Origin of the sequence: Polyangium mundeleinium (genome assembly GCF_028369105.1) — a bacterium.
Taxonomy (GTDB): domain Bacteria; phylum Myxococcota_A; class Polyangia; order Polyangiales; family Polyangiaceae; genus Polyangium; species Polyangium mundeleinium.
In genome coordinates this window covers 2851481-2875585 of record NZ_JAQNDO010000001.1, presented here as the reverse complement: position 1 = coordinate 2875585, position 24105 = coordinate 2851481, and the positions used below count along the sequence as shown (strand labels likewise).

The window sequence follows — 24105 nt, the reverse complement described above, 5'->3', positions numbered from 1 at the left end:
TCCTCCCTCCATTTTCCCTTCACACCCCCTCACGACGCTCGCGATCCACGAACGAATCTCGTGGTATCCTGGGTCCCATCGTGACCGTCATCGCCGAGGGACAGCTCATCGCCGGCAAAATCCGCCTCGAGCGCCCGCTCGCACGGGGCGGCATGGGCGCGGTGTGGATCGCCCACCACCTCAAGCTCGACCGGGCCGTCGCCGTGAAGTTCATGGAGCCGGCCCTCGCCGCCTCCGAGACCGCGCGCGCCCGCTTCGAACGAGAAGCGCGCGCCGCCGCGCAAATCCAGAGCGCGCACGTCGTCGAGGTGCACGACTACGGTGTCGAGGGCGACACGCCCTACATCGTGATGGAGCTGCTCCGCGGCGAAGACCTCGCCGCGCGCCTGGACAAACGCGGCAAGCTCGACCTCGCCGAGGCCATCCGCATCACGCAACCGATCACCAAGGCCCTCCGCCGCGCGCACGAGCTCGGCCTCGTCCACCGCGACCTCAAGCCCGGCAACGTCTTCCTCGCCCGTCAAGACGATGACGAGACCATCAAGCTGCTCGACTTCGGCATCGCGAAGGCCGTGTCGCCGGGCACGCCGCAGTCGGGCGACGTCACGCGATCGGGCAACCTCGTCGGCTCGCCGCTCTACATGAGCCCCGAGCAGATCCGCAAATCCAAGGAGGTCGATCACCGCAGCGATCTCTGGTCGCTCGGCGTGATCCTCTACCAGATGCTCACGGGCAGGACGCCCTTCGTCGAGGACGAGGTCGGCGCGGTGCTCGTGGCGATCTGCACCGATCCGATCGCGAAGCCCTCGACGCTCGCGCCGGAGCTCGGCCCCGAAGTCGATCGCTTCTTCGACCGCGCCCTCGCCCGTGATCCGGCGCAACGCTTCCAGAGCTCGCGTGAGCTCTTCGAAGCCCTCGAAGCGCTCACCACGACGAAGCCCGCCTCCGAGGGGAAGGTCGCCGCCAACGCGAAGCCCGACCCGAACGCCGCGCTCGATGCGACCGCCGAGCTTTCGAGCCCGTCGCCGCGCCGCACCGAGAAGAACACCACCGTCGCGCTCGCCGAGACGATGGCCGCGCCCGAGGGTTCGGGCACGCTCACGCTCTCGCCCTCGGGCCGGACGCAGGACGACGAGAGCACCACGAAAAAAGACAAGCAACGGAGGTTCGCCGCCGCGGGGCTCGGCGCGCTCGCGCTCGGCGCGCTCGGGTGGGTGTTCTTCGGCCCAACCGTGACGGCCGAGGAGGCGCGCGTGGATGGCCCGGGCAGCCCGACGTTGCCCCTGCCGCCACCCGTGACCGAGCCCGAGGCGCCCGCGCCGCCGCAGCCGCCGCCCACGCCCGAGGCGGTCCCGAAAGCGACGCCCGAGGCGCTCGCCGAGGTGGACGCGCAGAAACGAACGCCCCCCGAGGCGCCGGTTCGGAACGACAAACCGGTCGTCCCTGCCAAACCCGCGACCCCGAAGACGGGCGCGGACGGCAAGCCCGAGCAGGCGCCGGCCCCGACGACGATCGAGGACGACGAGCTGCTCGGCCTGTCGAAGCCGGCCACGCCGCAACCCCCGCGATGAATCGAGACCGCCGGGTCTCCCTCGCCGGAGCCGCGCTCTTGGCGGCGCTCTTTTTCCCCTCCTCGTCCCGAGCAGACGAACCGCCGACGGCCGAGACGACGACCCCACAGCCCCCGGAGCCCACCGAGGAGGAGGTGCGCGAGGAGAAGCGCGCCGTCGCCCTCGAAAAAGGCCGCCGCGCGATGCAGCTCTTCCGGGCGGGCCAGTACGCCGAGGCGTATCCGCTCTTCCGCGACGCCGACGAGCAATTCCACACGCCGCAGCTCGTGCTTTACATGGCGCGTTGCCAGGACAAACGCGGCAAGCTGCTCGAAGCGCGCGCGCTCTACGAGCGGACGCTGGCCGAGTCGCTGCCAGAGGCGCCCTCGGAGTCGCTGCTCCGCGCGCGGCAGGCGGCGGCCGCGGAGATCGGTTCGGTGCGCCTGCGCATCCCGACGCTCGCCGTCGACGTGCGTGGCCCGCCGCCCACCGAGGTGACGTTGTTCGTGGACGGCGAGCTCTGGCCGATGGACGAGCCGCGCGAGCTCGATCCGGGCAAACACGAGGTCGAGGCGCTCGCGCGGAGCGGCGCGCGGACGACGCGCGAGGTGGAGCTGCCCGAGGGGCGGAGCGTGTCGATCGTCCTGCGCCTCGGCCTCTTCGCGAAGGGCGTGGAGCGGACGATCGAGCCCGCGCCGGTCGAGCCTACGAGGCCGACGTGGAGCATCGTGGCCGCGAGCGGTCTCTTTTCGATCGGCGCGCTGGCGCTGGTGACGGGCGTGGTGATGGGCGGGCTCACGCTCGATCGGCGTGAGCTGCTCGAAACGGAGTGCGTGCAGCAGCGGTGCACGCCCGCGGGTATCGGGGCGTACGAGCAGACGAAGACGTTTGCATCGGTGTCGAACCTGGGCTTCGGCGCGGCGGCGATTGCCGCAGCGGCGGGCGTCTCGGTGCTGCTCTTCGCGCCGAGTACGAAGCCCGCGGCCGCGCGCGGGGCGCGCGTGGAGCTCGACGTCCGAGGCGGCTTCATGTCCGTGCGAGGCGTGTTTTGAGGCGGATCACACTCGTCTCGGTCGGCGCGGCCGTGGGGCTGCTCGGCTGCGAGACGTTCATCTCGCTCGGGGAAGATTACACGCAGGAATGCACCACGCTGACGACGGTGTACCAGGACGCGGACAAGGACGGCGAGGGGAACAAGCACGAGCCGATCACCTGGTGCGGGGAATCCCCGGCCGGATACGTGACGAACGCGCTCGATTGCAACGACGATAGCCCGGACGTGAACACGCGCGCCGCGTCCGATGATCAGTGCGACGGAATCGATCAAGACTGCGATGGGAGAACGGACGAGGATTTTCCTGTTCTCGACTGCACGATCCCGATCACCGACACGGAGAGCTGCCAGGGGCGCACGAAATGCGAAGGGGCGGACGTGCTCTGCTTCGCGCGTTATTTCCTGGACCGCGACGGCGACGGGTACGGCCGTGAGGAGCGCCTCGTCGAGACGGCCGGGAGCTGCGGAGAGCCCCCGGCCGTGGAGGGAGGCGTATGGGTCGCGGAAGGAAACGATTGCGACGACGACGCGCCCACGGTCTACCCGAACGCCGTGGAGCTCTGCGACGAGGTGGATCAGAACTGCAATGGGACCGTGGGGCGTGTCTATCTGCGACAAACCTTTTCGACGGGCGTGCTGAACGCGGGGGCCGCGGAGGAGCGGTGGGGTTCCGGGACGAACAGCGGGTTCGTGCAGGCGGCGCCGGGCGGCGCGGGATGCAAGGGCCCGGAGGACGACGTCACGAGCACGGACGACGGGAGCGTCGTGGGGGTCGGGCTCGGGGCGTGTGTCTCGCCCGGGACCTCGGGCGAGCTCGAATCCCCGATCATGGATACGACGGGCGCGCTCGATTTGCGGCTCGTGTTCCACGAATGGGTCGATTTCACCCCGGAAGGGACGCGTGGTGTCCCTCCGACCGTGACGCTCGCGGTGCAGCAAGGATCCACGCGAACGACGCTGTTTACCCTGGTGCGACCCGGTCCCACGAGTTTGCAACCGACCCCGGGCTGGGCCGAGGTGGAGTTCCGGCTCAACACGGTCACGGGCTCGAACATGTCGCTCGTGTGGTCCTACGAGAGCGGCGACGCGGTGGGCTGGGGTGGATACGCGATCGACGACGTCCTGCTCGTCGATGAAGACTGCAAGGGCGCGCTCTGATCATTTGCAAGTCGTCCCTTTGATCGGGGTCTTCAGATCGACGAGATAATCGGTGGTCGCCTGGTCGATGCAGGTGTTTCCCCGGAGAAACGAGATGTGCCCCGGTCCCTCGCGCGTGAGCAGGACCCCGGAGGAGAGCTGCGCGGCGAGCGAAACCGCCCAGGGATACGGCGTCGCCGGATCCCCGGTGGAGCCCACGACGAGGATCGGCGGCGCGCCGTCCGCGGCGATCGGCGCATTCGAGCGCCAGGGCGGAAACGCCCAGCGCGCGGAGGGCAGCGCCGTGGCGGGCAAATACATCCCGATGCGCGGCGCCTTCGCCTGGAGCTCGGTCGTCAGGGTCTGATAGACCTGAGGATCGGTGGGGAATGCGAGGTCGATCGAGGTGACCCCGTAATAAACCTCGAACGACGGGCCATACGTGCCGTCCGCGCTCCGGGCGACGTACGCGTCCGAGAATTCGAGCAGTCCCGAGCCGTCCCCCGCGGCCGCGAGCGCGAGCGCCTCGGCGAGAAACTGCCATTGTGATTTGTTGTAGAGCGGCTGCGCCACGCCGTAGAGGAGTTCGCCGGGCCCGAGCGCGCGCGTGCCGCCCGGCGGCGCAGGCAGCGGAGATGCCTCGACCGCGGCCTTCACGGCGTCGTACGCGGCCCAGGGGTCGCCGCCCGAATGAAACGGGCACGTGGTCTTCGACGCGCAATCGGCGAGGAACGCTTCGAGCTCGGCCTCGAAGCCGAGGGCCTGCCCCTTGATGAACGCATCCCCGGAGACCGTCGGATCGATCGCGCCGTCGAGCACGAGCGCACGCACGCGCTCGGGAAAGGCCTCGGCGTAGACGGTCCCGAGAAACGTTCCATACGAAAAACCGATGTAGGTGAGCTTCTCGTCGCCAAGGGCCTCGCGGAGGAGATCCATGTCGCGGGCGATGTCGTTTGTCCCGACGAAGGACAACAGGTCGCCGCTGCGCGCCTTGCAAGCGGCCGAGAACGTCTCCGCGCCGGCGAGCAAGGCGACGCGCTCGGCGTCGTCGTCGGGAGTCGGATCGAGCCCGATGAGGGGACCGAGGTCGTCGACGCAATCGATCGTGGGCGTGCTCCCGGCCTGGCCACGTGGATCAAAGCTGACGAGATCGAACCGATCTTTGAGGGGCTGCGGCAAGACGATCTGCGCCCCGCGCGCCCAGCCGACGCCGGATCCGCCGGGGCCGCCGGGATTGACGAGCAAGGAGCCGATACGCGCGGACGGAATCGCGGCCGGGCGGCGCACGAGCGGAAGCGAAAAGGTCCTTCCGTCCGGCGCGTCGTGATTGACGGGCACGGAGAACGTGGCGCATTCGAAGCCGCCCCCGCAGTCCTCCCAGGAAATGGCGGGAACGTCGGGCGCGGGAGCGGGAGCGGGATCAGCGCCGCAGCCGAGAACGAGGGGGGACACGAGAAACGAGAAGGCCCCGGAGAGGCGCCGCGCGGTCATCACCATGACGAGGTTCATGGTACCGCGATTCGAATGCGGGGAGGCTCTAGCTCGCAGGCCGCAACCGAGCGCGCCCGCCGAGCGTGTCGAGGTCGTGCAAGCAAAGCCGGCACGGCGGGACGGCCTCGCGGGCGAGATCCGCGACACGCGCGTGGTGCGTGAAAAAAAGGACCTGCGTCTTCTGCGAGAGCTCGCCGAGGATGGAGAGCGCGGCGCGGGAGCGCGCGTCATCGAAATTGACGAGGATGTCGTCGAGGACGAACGGAATGGGTTCGTTGTGCTCGAAATGGCGCTCCAGGCTCGCCATGCGGAGCGCAAAAAAGAGCTGATCGCGCGTGCCGTCGCTGAGGCCCTCGACGCCGACGCGTTCGCCCGAGGTGCGGACGCATTTCAAGACGGGGCGGCTCTCGTCGCCCTCGTCGTCGCCGCGAATTTCCAGGAACGAGCCCAGGGTGAGCCGCCGGAAGAGCTCCGAAGCCCGCCGCACGATGGGCCCCTGGTGCCGCTCGCGGTAATGCTTGATCTCCTCTTCGAGCAGGCGAAACGCGAGCCGCGCCCGCGCATACTCCTCGACGAGCACGCCCATCGCCGCGAGGTGGCCCTCGGCCTCGGCCGCGGCCTGCGCGGCGCCGTCCCCGCCGTCGACACGCCCGCGGCGCTCTTCGAGCTTGCCGATCTCCTGCTCGACCTTCGCCTTGGCGTCGTTCTTCGCCTGGATCTGCTCGTCCAGCGAGGAGAGCTCCGTCGCGACGTCGTCCCCCGAGAGCCCCTGGCACTCCGCGACGAGGGCCTCGATGCCGAGCCCCTCGCCGAGGTCGAGGAGCTGGCGCTCGATCGGAGCGCGGCGAGCCTTGAGCGCGCGGACCTCCTTCGAGCGATCCTCGGCCTCCCCGAGCTCCGCGAGGTTTTGCGCACGCGCTGCCGCCTGGAGGGCGGCGAGCTCGTTCTCGGCGGCCTTGCGGCGGAGGATCACCTCTTCAAGCTCGCGCCGCTTTTCGTCGAGCTTTTGCGCATCTTTTTGCCGCGCAATCTCGTCCTTCTCGGCCGCGAGGAAGCGCTCGACGACGAGGTTCGCCGCGTGCTCGATCGGCGCGTCCACGAGGTCGGTCGCGGCGGCGCGGGTGATTTCGACGACGCGATCCGCGAAGAGCCGCGCGTCCCGCTCGATGCCCTCGATGCGGCGCCGGCGGTCCCGCGCGTCGGCGCAGCGTTTTTCGAGGTCGCTCCGCAGCGCGAGCACTTCCTCCGCCTCGACCGTGCCCGTCGCCTCCGGCAGGTCCACGCCCGCCATCGCCTCGGCCCACTGGGCCGACCACGCGGCATGCTCCGCGCGCCGCCGCTCCAGCAGAGCTTTGCACTGCGCGACCTGATCCTTCGCGCGCCCGAGATCACGCTCGTGCGCCTCGCGATCCTTCTGCGCCTTCGCTTCCCGTTCGCAGACGGCGCGCGCCCGCTCCATGAGCGCAGGCAAGCCCTTCACGGCGAGCCCGAGCGGGCGGAGGAGCGCGCCGAGCGTCTCCTCGTAATCGGCCGCGAGCGCGCGATCTGCGGCGAGCAGCGCCTCGGCCTCCGCCCACCGCCGCCGATCCTCGACGAGCCGCTCGTACTGCCCGAGAAACCCCTTCATTTCCGCGGGGGAGAGCGGCGCGAGGGAGCTCGCCTTCCACTGCTCTTGCCACTGCCGGCCGAGCTCGTCCCGCGCGGCTTCGAGCGATTGGCGCTCGGCGTCGAGCTCGGCGATCTCCCGAAGAAGCCCTTGCTGCTCCAAGGATCGTTGCGAGACCTTCGCCACCCGGTCTGCCTCGCGGAACAGGCGATCGGCGAGATCGTCCGCGCGCCGCACGCTCGCCTCGTAGTCGAGCACGACGTCGATGCCGGGGCGCGGAGGTCCGCTGCGGAAGGCCGCGACGTCGTCCGCCGTGCGCGTGTGCTCCGCGAGGAGCGCGCGCCGCAGATCGAACCAGGCCGCGTCCCGCCCGCCCCGCGCCGACGCGACGTCCGCCTCCGTGGGCACCGCGCCGCCGCGCCGGATCTGCTCGAGCTCACGTTCGAGCGCCGAGAGCTTGCGCTTGCGATCCGCGAGGGTCTGTCCAAGCGATCGGAGCTCCTCGTCCTTCACGCCGAGCCCACGCTCGAAGCGCTCGATCGTCTCGCGCGCCGGCATGGGCAGGTTGCCGATCTTGTCGAACGGGACGTCGAAGAGCGAGAGCGCGGCGCGCCCCGCCTGCACGCGCTGCCCGAGGCTCTCGGCGGCCCGCGCGCGCTCCTGAATGCGTTTGTCGAGGTCGCCTTCGCGCCGCGCGACGTCGAGCGCGTGCGCGAGCGCCTCCACGTCCGCGGGCGGAGGCAAGGCCGCGCCGCGCCGCTTCTCGTCGTCGAGCCGCTCCTCGGCTGCGCCGAACGCGCTCTCCGCGCTCTTTGCGGCCGCATCGAGCTCGACCTTCTGCTTGACGAGCGAGCGCACGCGCGTGCTCGCGACGGCGGAGAGCCGCCACGCCTCGGCCTCTTCGACGGAGATGGCTCGACCGAGGCGGGCGCAAAGCGCGCGGGCTTCGTCCTCGACCTGCCGCAGCTCGCCGCGCAGCCGGGTCGCGTCGATGCTCGCCTTCTTGTGGCTGCCGATCTCGCCCTGCACCTGCCGCACGAGCGCGCCCTTTTGCAGGAGCGCCGTGGGGACCGCGAGCACGGCGAGCTTCCCTTCGAGCTCGCGCACGTCCTCGCGGAGTTTTTCCTCCCGGGGGCCGGCTTCGTGGATGATGGCCTGCGTGCGGCGGCGATCCTCGGCTGCCGTTTCGGGCAGGACCACGACGTCGCGCCGGGCGTCGAGCGCCGCGAGGATCTCGGCGCGCTCGGCGAGGGGACGGAGCACCTGCTTCACGCGCTGGAGGCGGCGCATGCGGCGCCCGAGCTCGGCGAGCTGCGCGGAGATCTGCGCGGACTCGGCGTTTCGCTCGACGAGCTGCTTGTTGATGTCCTCGAAGTCACGCGCCGACTGCGAGAGCTCCTGCGCGCGCTTCTTCGCTTCCTTGAACTTGTCGATCGCGTCGTTGATCTTCTTCTTCTTGCCGCGTGGCAGGTAGATCTCCGCCGCGCGCCCTTCGAGCTTGCGCAGGAGCGAGGCGACGGTCTGTCCGAGCCCCGCGCCGAAGAGGCTCTCGCCAAGATCGCCCTGCCCCTCGACGAGCTCGCGCCCGCCCTTCACGAGGCCGTCGTGGGAGAGGCCGAACATGGTCTCGAACTGCGCCCGCTCGATGCTACCGAGGAGCTTTCGCAAAAGCGCCTCGTCGAGGGGCTGTCCCGCGGGATCGAGCAACGTCTCCTTGCGGCCCTTGCGCCGGACGATCGCGAGCTCGGAGCCGTCCTCAGCGCCGATGCGGCCGCTGATGCGCAGCTCGGACATCTTGTGCCGGTGATCATCGCTCGTGCGCTCGGGGATGCCGAAGAGCAGGCCGCCGACGGCGCGGAGCGTGGTGCTCTTGCCCGCCTCGTTCGAACCGACGATGAGGTGGAACGCGCGTGCAGGGGAAGAGAAGTCGAGCGCGAGATCCGAGAACGGGCCCCAGCGCAGAAGTTCGAGCGAGAGGATCTTCAAGCCTCGTCTCCCTCTCCGGAGAGCTGCGGCAGGAGGTAGTCCGGCAGCTCATCGACGATGCGCCGGAGGACCGAGAGATCGGTGATCTTCGCGGCGGCGTCCCCCTGGAAGAACTCCTGCGGGAGCTTGCCGACGATGTCCGTGAGCTCCTTGCCAAGCTTGTCGAGCGCGTCGTCGTCGTCGCGGAGGAAGCGCAGCGTCTTCAGGAGCCCGCCGATGGGGTTGTCGTTCTGCGCGAGCGCGTCGAGGTCGGCCGGCGTGCGCGTGCGCAGCTCGACCTTCTCGATCCACGCCTCGCCGAGGTCGTTCGCGAGGCCGCGGATCTCGCCACGCCAGTGTCCGACGTCGCGCACGAGGGCAGCATGCGCACGGCTCGCGCCGGTGAGGACGATGCGGGCGCAGACGACGCGTCCGTCGGCGGCCTCGACCTCGTTCGAGAGCGCGGCGCGGCAAAGCTCGAGGACGTCATCGGGCGAGCGCGCGGGCGAGGCGTCGACCTGGCAGGAGGCCCAGCGCGCGACGTCGAGGACGCGGTGCTCGACCGATTTCACGCGCCCGTCCTCGACCGTGACCAGGCTCGCGCCCTTGGGCCCGGTCTCGCGCGCGTGGCGGCCCTGCAAATTGCCGGGAAACACGATCCAGGGTTTTTCGTGCAAGATCTCGCGCGCGTGCACGTGCCCGAGGGCCCAGTAGTCGTAGCCCTTCTGAACGAGGGACTCGACGCGGCATGGCGCATACGGCGCGTGCCCCTCGCGGCCCTCGGCAGCGGTGTGGAGCAGGCCGATGTTGAAGTAGTCGGATCGCGGCGCGGGGTAGGTCAGCGCGAGGTCCTCGGTCGTCTCGGCGCGGGCGTAGCCGCGGCCGTGCACGGCGACGCCGACGTCGTCGAGGAGCACGGTCTCCGCGCGGGAGGTCGAGAGCTCGTGCACGCCCTCGGGCAAACGTAGGATCTTGCTCTTCGCGTCGTGGTTGCCGCGGACGATGTACACGCGGATGCCGGCCTCGCGGAGGCGCGCCATCTGCCGCACGAAGAAGAGGCCCGTGTTGTAGTCGGTCCAGTCGCCGTCGTAGAGGTCGCCGGCGATGAGGAGGAAATCGACGGCCTCGGCGATACACGCCTCGACGAGGGCTTCGAGCGCCCGCCGCGTCGCGCCGCGGAGTTTGTCCGCGGGCGCCCCCTCGTATCGATCCAGCCCGCGCAGAGGACTGTCGAGGTGGATGTCCGCCGCGTGAAAGAACTTCATCAGGGGCCGCGGAGTTTACCCGCGGCGCCCCGCCTGGTCGATCGATTTACTCGACCGCCTGTGCCTGCTCGATCGCGTCCTCACGCCGATCGCGAAGGTTCACCGCGAGCACCTTCTTCCGCACCCGCACCGCCTCCGGCGTCACCTCGACGAGTTCGTCGGCGTCGATCCACTCCATCGCGGTCTCGATCGTGAGCAGCCTCGGGCTCGCGAGCAGGACGTTCTCGTCCTTGCCGTGGTTGCGGATGTTGGAGAGCTTCTTCTCCTTGATGACGTTGCAGTCCGTGTCGTTCGGGCGGTTGTGCTCGCCGCAGATCATGCCCTCGTACACCTCGACGCCGGGCACGAGGAAAAACGTGCCGCGCGGCTGCAGGTGGTGGAGCGCGTAAGGCGTCGCGACGCCCATGCGATCGGCCACGATGGCGCCCGTGGGCCTGCGCATCATGGGCCCGCCCCACGGCGTCCAGCCGTCGAACATGGTGTTGAGCAGGCCCGTGCCGCGCGTCGACGTGAGGAACTCGCCGCGGAAGCCGATGAGCCCGCGCGACGGGACCTGGAACTCCAGGCGCGCCCGGCCAAACCCGGGGTTCGTCATCTTCACCATGCGCCCGCGCCGCGTCGAGAGCCGCTCGGTCACGATGCCGACGTACGTCTCCGGGACGTCGATCACGACGAGCTCGACAGGCTCCATGGCCTGCCCCTCGATCTCGCGCGTCACGACCTCGGGGTTCGAGAGCTGCATCTCGTAGCCCTCGCGCCGCATCGTCTCGACGAGGATCGCGAGCTGGAGCTCGCCGCGGCCGAGCACGAGGAACGTGTCGGGCGAGTCGGTCGGCTCGACGCGGATCGCCAGGTTCTTCCGCGCCTCGCGCTCCAGGCGATCCTTGAGCTGGCGGCTCGTCAAGAACTTCGACTGCTTGCTCTTGCCCGCGAACGGCGAGGTGTTGACGCCGATCTTCATCTTGATCGTCGGCTCCTCGACGACGATGCGCTCGAGGGCCTCGGGGCGCTGGGGATCGGCGATCGTATCGCCGATGTTCACGTCGAGCCCCGCGATGGCCACCACCTCGCCCACCTGCGCGCTGTCCGCGTTGACGCGCTTCAGGCCCTCGAACGTGAAGAGCGCCTTCACCGCGCCCTTCGTGACCTTGCCGTTCTCGCCGAGGACCACGACGTCGCCGGCCTGCCGGATGCTGCCGCGCACGATGCGCCCGACCGCGAGCCTGCCGACGTAGTCGTCGTGCGTCGTGTTGCAGACGATGACCTGGAGCGGCTCGTCGGGGTCGCCCTCGGGCGCGGGGACACGCGCGAGCACCGTCTCGAAGAGCGGCACGAGGTTCGTCAGCTCGTCCTCGAGCTCGCGCTTGCACTGGCCGAGCTTGCCGATCGCGTAGACCATGGGGAAATCGGTCTGCGCGTCACTCGCGCCGAGATCACAGAAGAGATCGAAGACCTCGGAGAGGACCTCGTGCGGCCGCGCGTCCTGGCGGTCGATCTTGTTGATGACGACGATGAGCGGGAAGCCGCGCTCCAGGCACTTCGAGAGGACGAAGCGCGTCTGCGGGAGCGGCCCCTCGGCCGCGTCGACGAGCAGGAGCGCGCCGTCGGCCATCATGAGGGTGCGCTCGACCTCGCCGCCGAAGTCGGAGTGTCCCGGGGTGTCGACGATGTTGATCTTGACGCCCTTCCAGCGGACGCTCGTGTTCTTCGCAAGGATGGTGATTCCTCGCTCGCGCTCGAGGTCGTTCGAGTCCATCACGCGCTCGGCAACCACCTCGTTGTCGCGGAAAGCGCCTGCCTGACGGAGCATGTGATCGACGAGCGTGGTCTTACCGTGGTCGACGTGGGCCACGATGGCGATGTTGCGGAGATCCTTGCGGGCCATTTTTCGGGGCCGCTCCTAGCACGCGCTTCGTGACGAGGCGAGCGAACCCGGCGGGCCATGCCCGCGCGGCGGCCTGGCAGAGCACGGGCTTTTCCGGCATCGTGCGCGCCGAAAAAAATGTTGGATCTGAACGTCTTTCGGCAGCTCGCCGAGGAGCTCATCCCTTTCAACAAGTGGCTCGGCGTCAAGGTCGAGCACCTCGCGCGGGGCCACGTGACGCTCTCGATTCCGTGGCGCGAGGAGCTCATCGGGGATCCCATCCGACAAGCGCTGCACGGGGGCTTGATCAGCACGCTCGCCGACACCGCAGGCGGGCTCTGCGTCTGGACCGAGATCGAAAATCCGATGCTCGGCCGCGTCTCCACCGTGGATCTGCGCGTCGATTACCTCCGGCCCGGGCGCCGCGAGATGCTGGTCGGCGACGCCACCACGGTGCGGGTCGGCGCGAAGCTCGGCTGGGCCGATGTCCGGCTCTACCACCCGAGCGCCGCGTCCGAGCTCGTGGCGACGGCCCGCGGTGTCTACGCGCTGAAGACCCCGAAGCAGCCCAACCGAGACACCTGACGAGCAAGCATCCTCTTGGCCATCGGCAGGCAGGCGAGGGTATCCTCGTCCCATGCGACCTTTGACCCTGGCGCTCGTCGCCTGCCTCTCGGGCGCCGCATGCGCGACCGCAGCCGGGCAAGCCTGGGTGCAAGGCGAAGGCGAGCCCGCGCGAGAAGCCGAGCATCGTGGTTGGTCGGAGACGCGCGGAGCGCGGGCCGGGTTTCTTGGACAGGAGAGCGCTCCCGTTCGAACGCCGCTCGCGCCGCCTGACACCACGCCCGCGTCCGCTCCCGCGTCGAGCGCCGAGGAGGTCGTGAGCATCACGGCGCAAGGCTCGGCCGCGGGGCCCGCAGCGGCGTTCCGCAACGGCGAGCGCTTCCGCAACACGTACTACGACTTCCCCAAAGAAGACGCGGGCCCGAAGGACGCGACGATCTACGACGCGAGCTGCAAGCCGCTCACGAACGTCACGCAAGACTTCCACGATCGCGTCTGCGTGCAGGGCAGCGGCCGCCTCTCGACGGGCGAGACCGTGAGCTTCGCGAAACGCGACTGCACTTGCGCCGCGGTCTGCCCGCGCACAAGCCAGAAGATCTGCTTCGAACGGCTCGACCCCGCCCGCTTCCCGACGGGCCGCGGCGCCCTCGGCAAGCCCATCACGCCGCTGCGCTCGGTGGCCGTGGACTCGTCGGTGATCCCGCTCGGGACCGTGCTCTTCATCCCCGAGTTCAAGGGCGTGAACTTGCCCGAAGGCGGGCGCCACGACGGCTGCTTCGTCGCCGAGGATCGCGGCATGAAGGTCGTGGGGCGTCAGATCGATGTCTTCACCGGAGATCCCGCCGCGACGATCCGCTTGAACGCGCTCGTGCCCTCGAACCGCGGCGTACGTGTCTACGCAGACGACGCGCGCTGCCGCTCGCTCGTCGCCCGCGGGCCCTGACGAGCCACTTCGCAGCCGCGCCAACCATTTTCCAGACGCCCGCGAAATCCACACGGTCACCGGAGTGCCCCGTTGCGCCCCCGCGCGCACCCTGGCACGCTTCGGCCGAGTCGCCGCGCATGGCTGCTTCGCCCCCTGTCCCCACGACCGGAATGCCCTTCGTCGTCCCTCCGGGGCTCGTACCGACGGCGGAAGCAAACCTGGTGCAGACGCCGCTCCTGCACCTCTACGTGTACCTGCTCGACAAGGTCCTCTCGGGGACGCTCGTGCTGACCACGAAGACGGGCGCGCGCGCCGCGGTGTCGTTCGACGAGGGAACACCGACGCGCGTCATGGACGCCGCAGGCACGCGGTACGCCGAACGGACGCCGCTCGAGCGGGCCATGATCAAGCTGTGCGAGATCGAGCCCGAGACACGGTACGCGTTTTACGCGGGGCACGACCTGCTCGCGGAGCGGGGCGCCGAGGTGCCGCGCGTCGAGCCGCTCGCGGTGATCATGGCCGGCGCCCGCGCGTGCGTCGGGGCGCCGCAGGCCGAGGCGACGCTGGGCCGGATCGAAGACGTCCCGATGGGGATCGCGAGCGGGGCGACGCCGGAGCGGTTCCGGCTGACGCCCGAGGAGCGCGCGCTCGTCGAGCGGCTGCGCAAGCAACGGACGACGCTCGTCGACCTCGCCAGGACGAGCGGCGTGCCCCCGCGCATCGTGCGCGGCGTCGTGTACGGAATGACGATCACGCGGCACCTCGATTTCGGCGGCTCCACGCGCCCGCCCGTGGGGCTCGAGCGCGTCGCCGCCGCGCGCGCCGCGATGGTCTCCGACCCAACAGGGTGGCGGCCGACGACGGGCACGACGGGCCTGCAGCACGTGGATCAGACCGGGACGCGGCCGCGGGACGAGGTGTTGCGCGCGGCGGAGACCAAGACCGGTCCGCTCCAGGCCGTCCGGCGCGAGGGGACCGGGCCGCTCCAGGCCGTCAAACGTGCGCCCGACATGACCGGACCCGCGCCGGCGGTCCAGCCGCAACCAGCGCCCCCGAACAACGAGAAGCGCCGCGCCGAGATCGAGGCCAAGCTCGCCTCCGCCCCGAACGAGGACCATTTCCAGATGCTCGGCGTCCCGCGCGAGGTGACGTCGACCGACGTTCGGAACGCCTACTTCAAGCTGGCGCTCGTGTACCACCCGGACAAACTTCCGAGGGACCTGCACGACCTCAAGCCTCGGGTGGCGCGGCTCTTCGCGTCCATCAACGCGGCCTACGAGGCGCTGAAGGACGACACGGGGCGCGCCCAGTACATCGCCTCGCTCGATGCCGGCACGGTCGACGAGCAGGCCCAGGTCGAGCGCGTGGTGAATGCGGCGCTCGAATTCGAAAAGGCCGAGGTCTTCCTGCGCAAGAACGACCTCGCCTCCTGCGAGGCCTGCGTGCGGCGCGCCGTGTCCGCCGATCCCGAGCAACCCGCCTATACGGCGTTGCTCGCCTGGGTGGTGGCGAGCCGCAGGCCGCTCCCGCCGGTGCCCGAGGAGGGCAAGACGAACAACGTTTACGACGACTGCATCACGCAGCTCGACGGCGTGCTCAAGGCCGAGCCCGATTACGAGAAGGCGCTGCTTTATCGCGCCAGGCTGCTCAAGCTCGCCGGGCGAATCCACCAGTCCTACCGGGACTTCAAGCGCGTCACGGTGATCAGCCCGAAGAACATCGAGGCGACGCGCGAGGTGCGTCTCTACGAAATGAGGCACCCGCCCGAGGACGACGGGCCCGGCTCGAACCCCGCAGGTCGGGGGCTGCTCGGCAAGCTCTTCCACAAGAAGCGTTGAGCGTCCCCCGGGGCCCGTGGGCGTTCAGCCGCCGGGGCAGGTGACGAGAATGCCGCCGTTCGGCCCGCTGTCGCAGGAGAACTGCACACACGGGTCGTTCAAGCACGCGCAATTCGGCGTGTCGCCACACGCAGCGGGGATCGGCGCGCACTGGAAGGAATCGGGGTCGTTTCCGACGTCCGACGTGGTCCTCTGGCAATACTCCTTGGCCTTGTTGCAGAAGCCATGACCGCAGGAGAAGACCTCGGTCGACGGCGGCTCGCAATTGCCGAGGTCCGAGACGTCCATGCCCGCCTGGGCGGCGTCGCAGGGATTGCCATACACCGTGCCGTCGCACGCGCAGGTCGGGAAATAAGCGTCCGGGCAACCGGACGGGCGCGGTTTGCAAATGCCGGTGAGGTCGGTATCGCCACATCGATCATTGGGGTAGTCGCACCACTCGTCGGGGCCACACACGGTCCCGGCGAACCCACCACACGGCGCGCCGCTGCTGCCGCCGCCGCCCATACCGCCGCCGCCGCCCATACCGCCGCTGCCGCCCTGTCCACAGGATGCAGCACCGCAACCGCCGCTGCCGCCCTGACCCCCGCCCGCGCCGCCCGCGCCGCCCGCGCCCCCGCCGCCCCCGCCGCCCGAGCCATTGTTCGAATCGACGAACGAGATGGCGCAACCGCCGAGCAGGAAAACGGAAAGCGAAGCAACGCCCAACCAACCATGCAAAGCCAATCGCATCACGGCCTCCAGACACGCCCTTCAGCAAGCGTAATGCCACAGCGTATCACGTTCTTTTGAGGCCCACCGCGAATGCAAAGGCAGGCCGCAGAGTCGCGACGTTGGCCCAGCCTGCGCCAAAACGATCAGCGCGCGGCGGCCACGGACGTCCCGAGCGCCCGCAGCGCGCGGCACACCGTCTCGTCCCGGCAAGGACCGACACGCCCGCCATGCAGCGCCCACGGCACCTCGCGCACGAGCCCAGGATCCCGCACGTCAGGGCCGCGCCAAGGCTCGAGCGCCCGCGCGAGCCGCGCCTCCCGCTCGGTCGCCGCCGGGAGCGACAACGTGATCTGCGGCGATATGCCGACTTTCTGGACCGGCGCGCCATCCGGCAAAGAAAAGAGCAATGTCGTCAAACGAAGGACACCCGCGCGCGCCTCGTCGTCGAGGTATTCCTGCGCGCATCCTTTGCCATACGTACGGTCTCCAATGACCACGCCACGTCGATAACTGGCGATCGCCCCCGCGATCATCTCCGCCGCGCTCGCGGAGTCGCCGTCCACGAGCACCGCGAGCGGCCCCGCATACGACGCCTCCGCAGGCACCTCGGGCGCGCGCTCGACCTCGACACCACCATCACGCCGGCGCATTGGAAAAAGCGCCGCGCCGGGGAGGAAATGGCCGAGCGCCGCCATGGCGCCGTCCGTCGAGCCCCCGCCGTTTGCGCGCAGGTCGAGGAGCACCCCGCGGATGTCGCGCGCCGCGCGGACCCGCGCGAGCGCCGCCCCGATCCGATCGCCGAGGTCGTCGGGGACGTCCGCGATCGTGACGATGGCGACGCGACCGTCCGCATACCGGACGGCGTCGAAAGGTAGCTCCGAGGGTTCGGCCGGAGGCGCGGGGCCTTCCCGTGGAGGCGCGGGCGTGACGACGAGCTCCATGGGCTGCGCGACGTGCGGCCGGAGGATCGTCACGGACGCCGGCGGCCCATGCGGCGCGCCTTCGACGAGCGCGGTTTGCTCGGCCTGCTCGACGCTCATGCCCGCGAGCGGCACGCCCCGCACGGAGAGCACGACGTCCCCGTCGAGCAGCGGCGCGAGCGCGCCCCGATCGATCCGGATGCCGAGCGCCGTCCGCGTCATCTCCGACCAGAGGCGCAGCGGCGGGTTCGTCTCGAGGTCGAGGTCGTAGATCGAGATCTCCTCGTCGAGCGGCGCCCACGCGCCATGCGCGTCGAGCTGGGGCACGTACGCGCGCACCGCGGCCGCGATGACGACCCGGCCCCACGACTCGGCCGTGAGATCCGGGAAGAGCCGCTGGCCCGCCGCGGTGACGAAAGGATCGAGCGGCGCGCCGTACGCGGCCCGCGCGGAGCCGACCTCGCGCCCAAGCTCCCGCGCGAGCTCGCGACCATTGCGCGTGATCGGCCCGTCCTCGAAGGGCGCCGCGGTCACCGTGCGCCAGACCTCGGCGGGCGAGCGATGCGGAGCGCGGCCTTCGGGGCGGCCATCGCGCAGGCCCTCGTCGAAGGCGGCGCGCAGCGTCTTCATCCAGGTCGCGAGCGACGCGCCGATGACGTCCGCCGCAGCGCAGGGGCCTCCATTCGGCGCCGCTTCGAGCTCCCGCAGGAGCCGCTCTCCCTCGCGGCGCACGAGCGGCGCGACGGGCGCGTCAGGCGCGACGGACCAGAGCCCGTGGGGGTCGAGCCAGTCGACAACCCCATCGGCAAACTTTGCGGCTTCGACGTCGGTGACCGGCGCCGCGAGGTTCGTGCGGACCTGCGCGAAGATGGTGCGCGCGGCGTCGCAGGAGAGCGCCGCGGGCGCGCCCGTCGGAAGGACGAGGCCGCCGTCCGAAGGCGCGCCGCACTCCACGCCGAGGGCCTCTTCGTCCACGACGTCGAGCGTGCGCAGCGACCAAAGGGCGATGCCGCGCGCCGCGGCTTTCGGAGGCTCGGCCGGCCGCTGCGCTGCGATCGCGACGATGGCGGTGGCGGCTGCGAAGTACCACGCTCTGGTTGCGAGACGCCTGCCCACGTGTGTCTGGAGAGGATGTACCACGCCCGAGGCGCGGGGGTGAAAACGGCGTGCGAACATCTCGAAGAACGAGGCGGGCGCGTGGCTCCCGCGACCCCGGGGACACCCGCGCCGATTCACGCAACCGTTTCGCGCCCCCGGGGCGGTCCGTGACGTTTGCGCGAAACGAGATCGCCTTGTTTCAGGAAAGAGCCTGATTTGCGCGCGGCATCGGCCCTGCATTGGCGAGCCGCGCGCCTTCCCCATCCCGCCGTCGAGGAGGCAGCGGGAACGCCCCGGGGCGCGAGGAGTCCTCATGGCCGTGAGCCGAAGTCCCACCGTCTTCGCCCACGCTCCGCGCCAGCGCGAGCTCGACAAGCGCGAGCCCTTGACGCCCGAGTCGGAGCGCGACCTCGCGGAGCGCTTCCGAAGCGGTGACCGCAACGCGGGTCGCCGCATCGTGGAAGCATGTCTGCCCTTCGTGATGACCATCGCCCTCGAGTACCGGCGCTGGGGCATCCCGATCGAGGACCTCGTCCAGGAAGGCAACATCGGCCTCTTGAAGGCGGCCGAGCGCTTCGACCCGTCACGCGGCTGTCGGCTCGTGACGTACGCCGCGTACTGGATCCGCGCCGAGATCCGCGAGCACGTGGCGCGCGGCTACCGGATCGTGCGGCTCGGCTCGTCGAAGAGCGAGCGGCGCGTCTTGCGCCTCTACCGCCGCACGCACGAGCGGGATCCGGACGTCCTCGCCGCGCAGAGCGGGCTGCCTCGGGAGCGCGTGATGGCGCTGCTGCCGCTGCTCATGGCGCGCGACGTGAGCCTGGACAAGAAGAACCCCGAGGGCGACGCGCCGCTCGATCGGCTCGCCTCGCCGCTCCCCTCGCCCGAGGATCAAGCCTGCGAGGACGAGGCGCAGCGGCAGGTCGCCACGGCGCTGCGGCAGATCGTCACGGAGCTGTCGCCGCGCGAGCAGAAGATCGCGAAGGCCCGCTGGCTCAGCGAGGACCCCGCGACGCTCGAAGAGCTCGGCGCCGACTTCGGCGTGAGCAAGGAGCGCGTGCGGCAGATCGAGGAGCGCGCAAAGAAGCGCGTCCGCGCGCGGCTCACCGAGCTCTTGCACCAGCAGGAACGAAGTCGCCCCCCTCTCCTGGCCGGCTGAGCATGGGTCTCATCGTGAAGCCGCTTCGCTGGGGCTTTGCCCCAAACCCCACCCGGGGCTGTCCGCCCCGGGACCCGGACCAGCCAGGGGCTGGACCCAGTCTCGATGAACTGCGCTTCGCGCAGCTCATCGAACAGGCCCGGTCAAGACCGGCAGCGACGTTGCCAACCGAGACAGGCGCGCGGCCTTCCAGCGGGCCGGTGGCAAGACCATGGGGGGGTTCGCTGGCGTCGGTTCGATGAACTGCGCGATGCGCAGTTCATCGATGCGGCCGTGTCTTCAAGCTTGGGGGCCGAGCCAAAAGGCGACGGGGACGTGTGTGCGAGAGATGGGGGGCATGGTCTGAAGAGACGACGTCGAGCCTCCGGAGGTACGAGGCCGTGCCTTGGAGGTACGAGGCCGTGCCTTGAAGGTACGAGGCCGTGCCTTGGAGGTACGAGGCCGTGTCTCTGGGGCGTGTGCTCGAGCCTCCGGAGGTACGAGGCCGTGCCTTGGAGGTACGAGGCCGTGCCTTGGAGGTACGAGGCCGTGTCTCTGGGGCGTGCGCTCGAGCCTCCGGAGGTACGAGGCCGTGCCTTGGAGGTACGGGGGCGATGGAAGGCGCGGCGGGCCCGTGGCGTCGAGAGATGGGCACGATGTAGGGAGACCACGGGCTCATCGCCGAAGACCTACGGCCCCGTGCCGTTTGGAACGTGAGGCCACCGCGTCACGACACGACGTCATGCGACGAGGTGTTGCCCGCCGACCTGTCAGCGCTGCGGCCTTTGGTTGGCAGGGTCATCCCTGGTCTTGACCGGCAGCGGCGTTCCCCACCAAGACAGCCGCGCTGCGGCTTCTGCTGGCAACCTGGCTTCTTCGTCGGCCTGTTTGAAAAACTGCGCACCGCGCAGTTTTTCAACCCTGGGTCCAGCCCCTGGCTGGTCCGGGGTCGAGGGGGCGGACAGCCCCTCGCGGGGTCCGGGGCGGCGCCCCGGCGGCGGCGCTTCCCGGATGAGACCCATGCTCAGCCTGGCCGGAGAGGGGCTGGGGAGGAGGGAGATCCTTCGACCTCCAAGGGAAACCGCGCCTGCGGCCCCTCAGATCTCGATGATCATGCCTTCTTTGGCCGCGATCGTGTTCGGGAAGAGCTCCCGCGCGCGGCGCTCCTTGTCGCGGACCATCGCGTCCGTTTGAAGCGGATCGTGGTGGTGCAGGATGAGCTGCTTGACGCCTGCGGCATGCGCGAGCTCGCAGCCTGCGACGAACGTCGCGTGACCCCAGCCCGTCTTCGGGCCGCCGCCGACCTCGCCTGCGTACTCCTCGGGCGTGTACATCGCGTCGAAGATCAGGATGTCCGCGCCCTGCGCGAGCTTGCGGAGCTTCGGATCCACGATCGCGTAGTGCTCCGAGTCCGTGACGTAGACGATCGACTTGCCCTCGTGGTCGATGCGGTATGCGTAGACGCCGTTTGGGTGGTTGCCGCGTGCGTTCGAGACGCGCACGTCTTGCTTGCGCCCGATGGTCACGACCTCGCCCTCGTAGAGGTCGCGGAAGGTCATGTTTGCGCCCATCTCCGAGAGGTGGACGGGGAAGCTCGGGTAGTCCATCTGGCCTGCGAGCGTCTCCTCGAGCGTGCGCGAGACGTTGAGACCGCCGAAGAGGTGGATCGTGTTCTTGCGGATGAAGGCGGGTGTGAAGAACGGGAAGCCTTGGATGTGGTCCCAGTGGACGTGGCTGAAGAACATCCACGCCTCGAACGGCATCTCCCGGAGAAGGCTTTGCCCGAGGAGGCGCAGACCCGTACCCCCGTCCAGGATGATCAGCGTCTCGCCGGCCCGCACTTCGTAGCAGCTCGTGTTGCCGCCGAACTCGACCGTGTCGGGTCCGGGCGTGGGGATGCTTCCGCGGACACCCCACATCTTGAGTCGCATCCTGATCGCCCTTCCGGCCCCCGCCCTTGGTCCGATTCCCCGTGATAAATGCCTTCCGGGCGCAACGTCAAGCGAGAGGTGGCCCTTACGTGACTTTCTGGCGAGCGGCGTCGGTTCGGCTATCGTCGGCCCGATGCCGGAGCGCGCAGATGCCATCGTGGTCCTCGGATGCCGCGTGCTGCCGTCGGGTCGGCTCACGACCGCTGCGTCACGTCGCGCTGCGAAGGCCGCGGAAGCGTATCTCGCGGGTGTCGCGCCCCACATCGTGACGAGCGGCGGGCGTCGCTGGGGCGCGCAGATCGAGGCGGAAGCCTTGCGCCGAGCGCTGGTCCGTGCGGGGGTGCCGGAGCAGGCCGTGACGACCGAGCTCTGGTCGCTCACGACGCACGAAAACGCTGTGTTCTCGGCCGAGATCCTGCGCCGGAGAGGCGCGCGACGCGTGCTCGTGGTGACGTGCGTCTGGCACGTGGAGCGCGCGATCCGGAACTTCCGCAAGGTCGGCGTCGACGCGTGGCCGCTGCCGTCCGAGGGCGTGCGCGCCGGGGCCCTCCGGCGCGTCTATCGACGCGGGCACGAGCTCGTCTGCACGTGGCTCGATCAACGCGCGCTCCGGCGCGCGCACGCGCTCGTTCGCGCCATGCCGAGGCCCGCCTCCCGTGTGTCCGGCGCGCCGAGCGCCGAGGAGAACGCGCGATGAAGGTGCAGGGTTCGAGGCGAAGTCGCGCAGGCCGCGTGATCGGCGTCGTCGCCGCGCTCGGCGCGTGCAGCCGCGGAGAGCCCACGACATCGAGCACGAGCGACGCAGGATCCGACGCAGGGAGCGACGCGGCGGTGGTCGTGGACGAGGCGAAGCAGCGGCAGGAAGCGCTGCTCGTCGCGGAGCAGCGGCGCACGGCCGCCGAGATCACGAGCTCGGATCAGCAGAGCCGTGACGTCCTCGTGCGGCGCGCGGCCGCCCGCGCGCTCGCGCGGATCGGCGGCGAAGACGCGAAGCCTGGGCTCTTGCGCGCGCTCGTGGACGAGGATCCGGAGGTCGTCACGTGGGCGGCGTACGGGCTCGGTTCGTCGTGCACGCCGAGCGACGAGGCGACGACGGTCACGGCGCTCGTGGCGCGGTCTTTATCGATCGGCGGCACGAACGACGCCGCCCCTGCGAAGGGATCACCTCCCGTCGAGGGACGCGCGAACACGACGTTCGATCCACGCGTGGCGATCGCGCGGGCCGTGGGCCGCTGCGGGGCGGTGCAAAGCGAGCCGACGCTGGTCGCGTGGCTCTCGGGCACGGAGATCCAAGCCTCGGCCGCGGCGTTCGCGCTGGGAGATCTCGCCATGGTGAAGGAGCGGCTCCGCGAGGAGACGCTCGCGGCGCTGCTCAACGTCGCGGCCGGCAGCGCGTCGTCGCCGCCCGCGCCCGAGGGGCTCTTCCCCATCGGCCGGCTCGAAAACGTGCCGAACACGGTGACGACGCGCCTGCGGGAGGTCGCCGGCGCGCGCCTCGCGGAGCCCGGTCCGTACAGGATCTTCGCCGTCCGCGCGCTCGGCCGTGCAGGCCCGGAGGCCGCGGCGGATCTCGGACGCGTGCTCGCCGGAGCGACGCTCTTCACGGCAGCCGAACGCGCGGAGGCCGCGCGCGCGCTCCGTCGGCTCGGGACCGCGGGACAAACCATGCTCGCGTCCACGTTGCCCGCGCTCGTACCGCCGGGCGGCGCTGTCGCGCTGACCGCGCTCGGCGAGGAGATCGGCGTCCTTCTGGCCACGCTCGACGCGCTCGAACCGACGAACAAGGCGAAGAAGTGGCTCAAGGATCTGGCCACGATGGAGCCGCCGCCCTCGGCGCCGGTCACGGTGCTGCGGCGTCTGTCCTGGATCCGGTGCAGCGCAGCGACGGTGCTCGCAGGCGCCGACGTGCGGGATCCGTTGCTCACGCGGTGTGACGTGACGGCCGCGCTCGCAGCGGGCGACGGCGCGGACGCAGGGGCGAAGGCGCCGGGGCAGCCGGGCTCGATCGGCGCGCGGGCGATGGTGAAGGTGCTGGATCGCGCGCCGATCGAGGGATCGAGGCGCACGGTGTTCCTCACGCACGCGAAAGGCGGTGATCTGCGCGCGCGAGAGGCCGCGATCGAACTTCTCCCGACGCACGAGGAGCTCGCCGAGGACGCCGGGCCGCTGCTCGAATCCGCGCTCGCAGCCCCGGAGCCGGGCCTCGTGTCGACGGCGGCCGGGGTGATCGCGCGAAAGCCGAACCTCGCGGCCGAGCCCGAAAAGCGCAAGAAGAAGGCCAAGAAGAAGGGCGAGGAGGAGCAGGCCGCGGAGGAGATCCCGCTGCGCGCGCCTTCACCTGCGATCGTGAAGGCCATCGTCACGGCGCTCGGGCGCGCCGACGTGGAGAACGATCCGGAGCACGTAAGCTCGATGATCGAGGCCGCGGGCGCGCTCGGCTTGAAGGAGACGTTGCCGCGTCTCGAGGAGCTCTGCCGTTCGTCGTGGCCGGAGCTCCGAAAGCGCGCGGCGAAGGCGATCGGGCTCGTCTCGGGCAAGCCGGAGACGCCGTCCTGCCAGGCGCCGCCGGGCGGAGGGCCGAAGCCGCCCGAGCTCGACGCGCGCGCAGCGGGCAAGGTGACCCTCACGCTGGAGACCGACGTCGGCGAAGCTTCGCTCGTACTCGACGCCGACGTCGCGCCCGTGGCGGTCACGCGCGTCGTCGACCTCGCGCGCGCCGGGTACTACGACGGGATGGTCGTGCACCGTGTGGTGCCGGGCTTCGTCACGCAGCTCGGCGCGCCCTTCGGCGACGGCTACGGCGGGCCGCCGGGCAAGGCGCCGCTGCGCTGCGAGACCTCGCCGATCGCGTTTGATCCGCTCACGGTCGGCGTCGCGCTCGCGGGCCGCGACACCGGGTCGAGCCAGATCTTCGTGACGCACGCGAGGCAGCCGCACCTCGACGGCCAGTACGCGTGGATCGGCCGCGCGACGGGGCCGTGGAGCTCGTTCGTCGACGGAGACCTCGTGCACAAGGTCTCCGTCAAACCCTGAAGAAGGTTCGGT

16 protein-coding genes are annotated in these 24105 nt (G+C 70.3%); 9 read left to right on the top strand and 7 right to left on the bottom strand.

From position 1 onward, the window contains the following. The first annotated feature begins 80 nt into the window (after positions 1-80). Genes POL67_RS11710 through POL67_RS11700 form a run of 3 tightly spaced genes read left to right on the top strand, consistent with a single transcriptional unit; the run spans position 81 to position 3762 of the window. Entirely contained in the window at positions 81-1571 is a 1491-nt protein-coding gene (locus POL67_RS11710) for a serine/threonine-protein kinase (protein WP_271917348.1), read from the top strand. Then, the gene (locus POL67_RS11705) at positions 1568-2602 is read left to right on the top strand and encodes a tetratricopeptide repeat protein (protein ID WP_271917347.1); all 1035 of its coding nucleotides are present in this window, start codon (positions 1568-1570) and stop codon (positions 2600-2602) included. Before POL67_RS11710 ends, POL67_RS11705 begins: the two co-directional genes overlap by 4 nt. After that, positions 2599-3762: a putative metal-binding motif-containing protein gene (locus tag POL67_RS11700; protein ID WP_271917346.1), complete on the top strand. Its 1164-nt coding sequence runs from the start codon at positions 2599-2601 to the stop codon at positions 3760-3762. The genes POL67_RS11705 and POL67_RS11700 overlap by 4 nt, the downstream gene beginning before the upstream one ends. Here POL67_RS11700 and POL67_RS11695 read toward each other — a convergent pair whose 3' ends face one another. Genes POL67_RS11695 through typA form a run of 4 tightly spaced genes read right to left on the bottom strand, consistent with a single transcriptional unit; the run spans position 3763 to position 11953 of the window. Beyond that, positions 3763-5250, bottom strand: coding sequence for an alpha/beta hydrolase (locus POL67_RS11695; protein WP_271917345.1), 1488 nt, complete (start codon positions 5248-5250; stop codon positions 3763-3765). A gap of 28 nt (positions 5251-5278) precedes the next feature. Next, a complete protein-coding gene (locus tag POL67_RS11690) occupies positions 5279-8824 on the bottom strand; it encodes a YhaN family protein (RefSeq protein ID WP_271917344.1) in 3546 nt (1181 codons plus the stop codon). Next, the gene (locus tag POL67_RS11685) at positions 8821-10068 is read right to left on the bottom strand and encodes a metallophosphoesterase family protein (RefSeq protein ID WP_271917342.1); all 1248 of its coding nucleotides are present in this window, start codon (positions 10066-10068) and stop codon (positions 8821-8823) included. Before POL67_RS11685 ends, POL67_RS11690 begins: the two co-directional genes overlap by 4 nt. A gap of 46 nt (positions 10069-10114) precedes the next feature. Then, positions 10115-11953 (bottom strand): translational GTPase TypA, encoded by a 1839-nt coding sequence (gene typA, locus POL67_RS11680; RefSeq protein WP_271917340.1) that lies wholly within the window; start codon positions 11951-11953, stop codon positions 10115-10117. Positions 11954-12070: 117 nt separating this feature from the next. Here typA and POL67_RS11675 point away from each other — a divergent pair, with 117 nt between their 5' ends. The 3 genes from POL67_RS11675 to POL67_RS11665 all read left to right on the top strand — a co-directional run bounded on the left by POL67_RS11675 (position 12071) and on the right by POL67_RS11665 (position 15259). Then, a complete protein-coding gene (locus tag POL67_RS11675; protein ID WP_271917339.1) occupies positions 12071-12517 on the top strand; it encodes a hotdog fold thioesterase in 447 nt (148 codons plus the stop codon). A gap of 52 nt (positions 12518-12569) precedes the next feature. Next, entirely contained in the window at positions 12570-13439 is an 870-nt protein-coding gene (locus POL67_RS11670; protein WP_271917338.1) for a 3D domain-containing protein, read from the top strand. 119 nt (positions 13440-13558) lie between these two features. Further along, positions 13559-15259, top strand: a complete 1701-nt coding sequence (locus POL67_RS11665; RefSeq protein WP_271917336.1) for a J domain-containing protein — start codon at positions 13559-13561, stop codon at positions 15257-15259. Between the two features lie 24 nt (positions 15260-15283). Here POL67_RS11665 and POL67_RS11660 read toward each other — a convergent pair whose 3' ends face one another. Then, entirely contained in the window at positions 15284-15991 is a 708-nt protein-coding gene (locus tag POL67_RS11660; RefSeq protein WP_271917335.1) for a hypothetical protein, read from the bottom strand. 125 nt (positions 15992-16116) lie between these two features. Next, positions 16117-18009 carry a S41 family peptidase gene (locus tag POL67_RS53540; RefSeq protein ID WP_271917334.1) on the bottom strand — a complete coding sequence of 631 codons (1893 nt, stop codon included), beginning with the start codon at positions 18007-18009 and terminating at the stop codon, positions 16117-16119. 301 nt (positions 18010-18310) lie between these two features. Here POL67_RS53540 and POL67_RS11650 point away from each other — a divergent pair, with 301 nt between their 5' ends. Next, a complete protein-coding gene (locus POL67_RS11650; RefSeq protein ID WP_271917333.1) occupies positions 18311-19150 on the top strand; it encodes a sigma-70 family RNA polymerase sigma factor in 840 nt (279 codons plus the stop codon). Positions 19151-20226: 1076 nt separating this feature from the next. Here POL67_RS11650 and POL67_RS11645 read toward each other — a convergent pair. After that, entirely contained in the window at positions 20227-21060 is an 834-nt protein-coding gene (locus POL67_RS11645) for an MBL fold metallo-hydrolase (protein ID WP_271917332.1), read from the bottom strand. A gap of 133 nt (positions 21061-21193) precedes the next feature. On the opposite strand from POL67_RS11645, the gene POL67_RS11640 reads away from it, so the two are divergent. Then, complete coding sequence (locus POL67_RS11640; RefSeq protein ID WP_271917331.1) at positions 21194-21757, top strand: YdcF family protein; 564 nt, start codon at positions 21194-21196, stop codon at positions 21755-21757. After that, complete coding sequence (locus POL67_RS11635; RefSeq protein WP_271917330.1) at positions 21754-24093, top strand: peptidylprolyl isomerase; 2340 nt, start codon at positions 21754-21756, stop codon at positions 24091-24093. Before POL67_RS11640 ends, POL67_RS11635 begins: the two co-directional genes overlap by 4 nt. The last annotated feature ends 12 nt before the right edge of the window (positions 24094-24105 follow it).

Excerpts from the sequence above, each read along its gene's own strand:
- POL67_RS11705 (WP_271917347.1), top strand. The coding sequence starts at position 1,568 with ATGAATCGAGACCGCCGGGTCTCCCTCGCCGGAGCCGCGCTCTTGGCG.
- POL67_RS11695 (WP_271917345.1), bottom strand. The coding sequence starts at position 5,250 with ATGAACCTCGTCATGGTGATGACCGCGCGGCGCCTCTCCGGGGCCTTC.
- POL67_RS11685 (WP_271917342.1), bottom strand. The coding sequence starts at position 10,068 with ATGAAGTTCTTTCACGCGGCGGACATCCACCTCGACAGTCCTCTGCGC.
- typA (WP_271917340.1), bottom strand. The coding sequence starts at position 11,953 with ATGGCCCGCAAGGATCTCCGCAACATCGCCATCGTGGCCCACGTCGAC.
- POL67_RS11675 (WP_271917339.1), top strand. The coding sequence starts at position 12,071 with ATGTTGGATCTGAACGTCTTTCGGCAGCTCGCCGAGGAGCTCATCCCT.
- POL67_RS11670 (WP_271917338.1), top strand. The coding sequence starts at position 12,570 with ATGCGACCTTTGACCCTGGCGCTCGTCGCCTGCCTCTCGGGCGCCGCA.
- POL67_RS11665 (WP_271917336.1), top strand. The coding sequence starts at position 13,559 with ATGGCTGCTTCGCCCCCTGTCCCCACGACCGGAATGCCCTTCGTCGTC.
- POL67_RS11660 (WP_271917335.1), bottom strand. The coding sequence starts at position 15,991 with ATGCGATTGGCTTTGCATGGTTGGTTGGGCGTTGCTTCGCTTTCCGTT.
- POL67_RS11645 (WP_271917332.1), bottom strand. The coding sequence starts at position 21,060 with ATGCGACTCAAGATGTGGGGTGTCCGCGGAAGCATCCCCACGCCCGGA.
- POL67_RS11640 (WP_271917331.1), top strand. The coding sequence starts at position 21,194 with ATGCCGGAGCGCGCAGATGCCATCGTGGTCCTCGGATGCCGCGTGCTG.
- POL67_RS11635 (WP_271917330.1), top strand. The coding sequence starts at position 21,754 with ATGAAGGTGCAGGGTTCGAGGCGAAGTCGCGCAGGCCGCGTGATCGGC.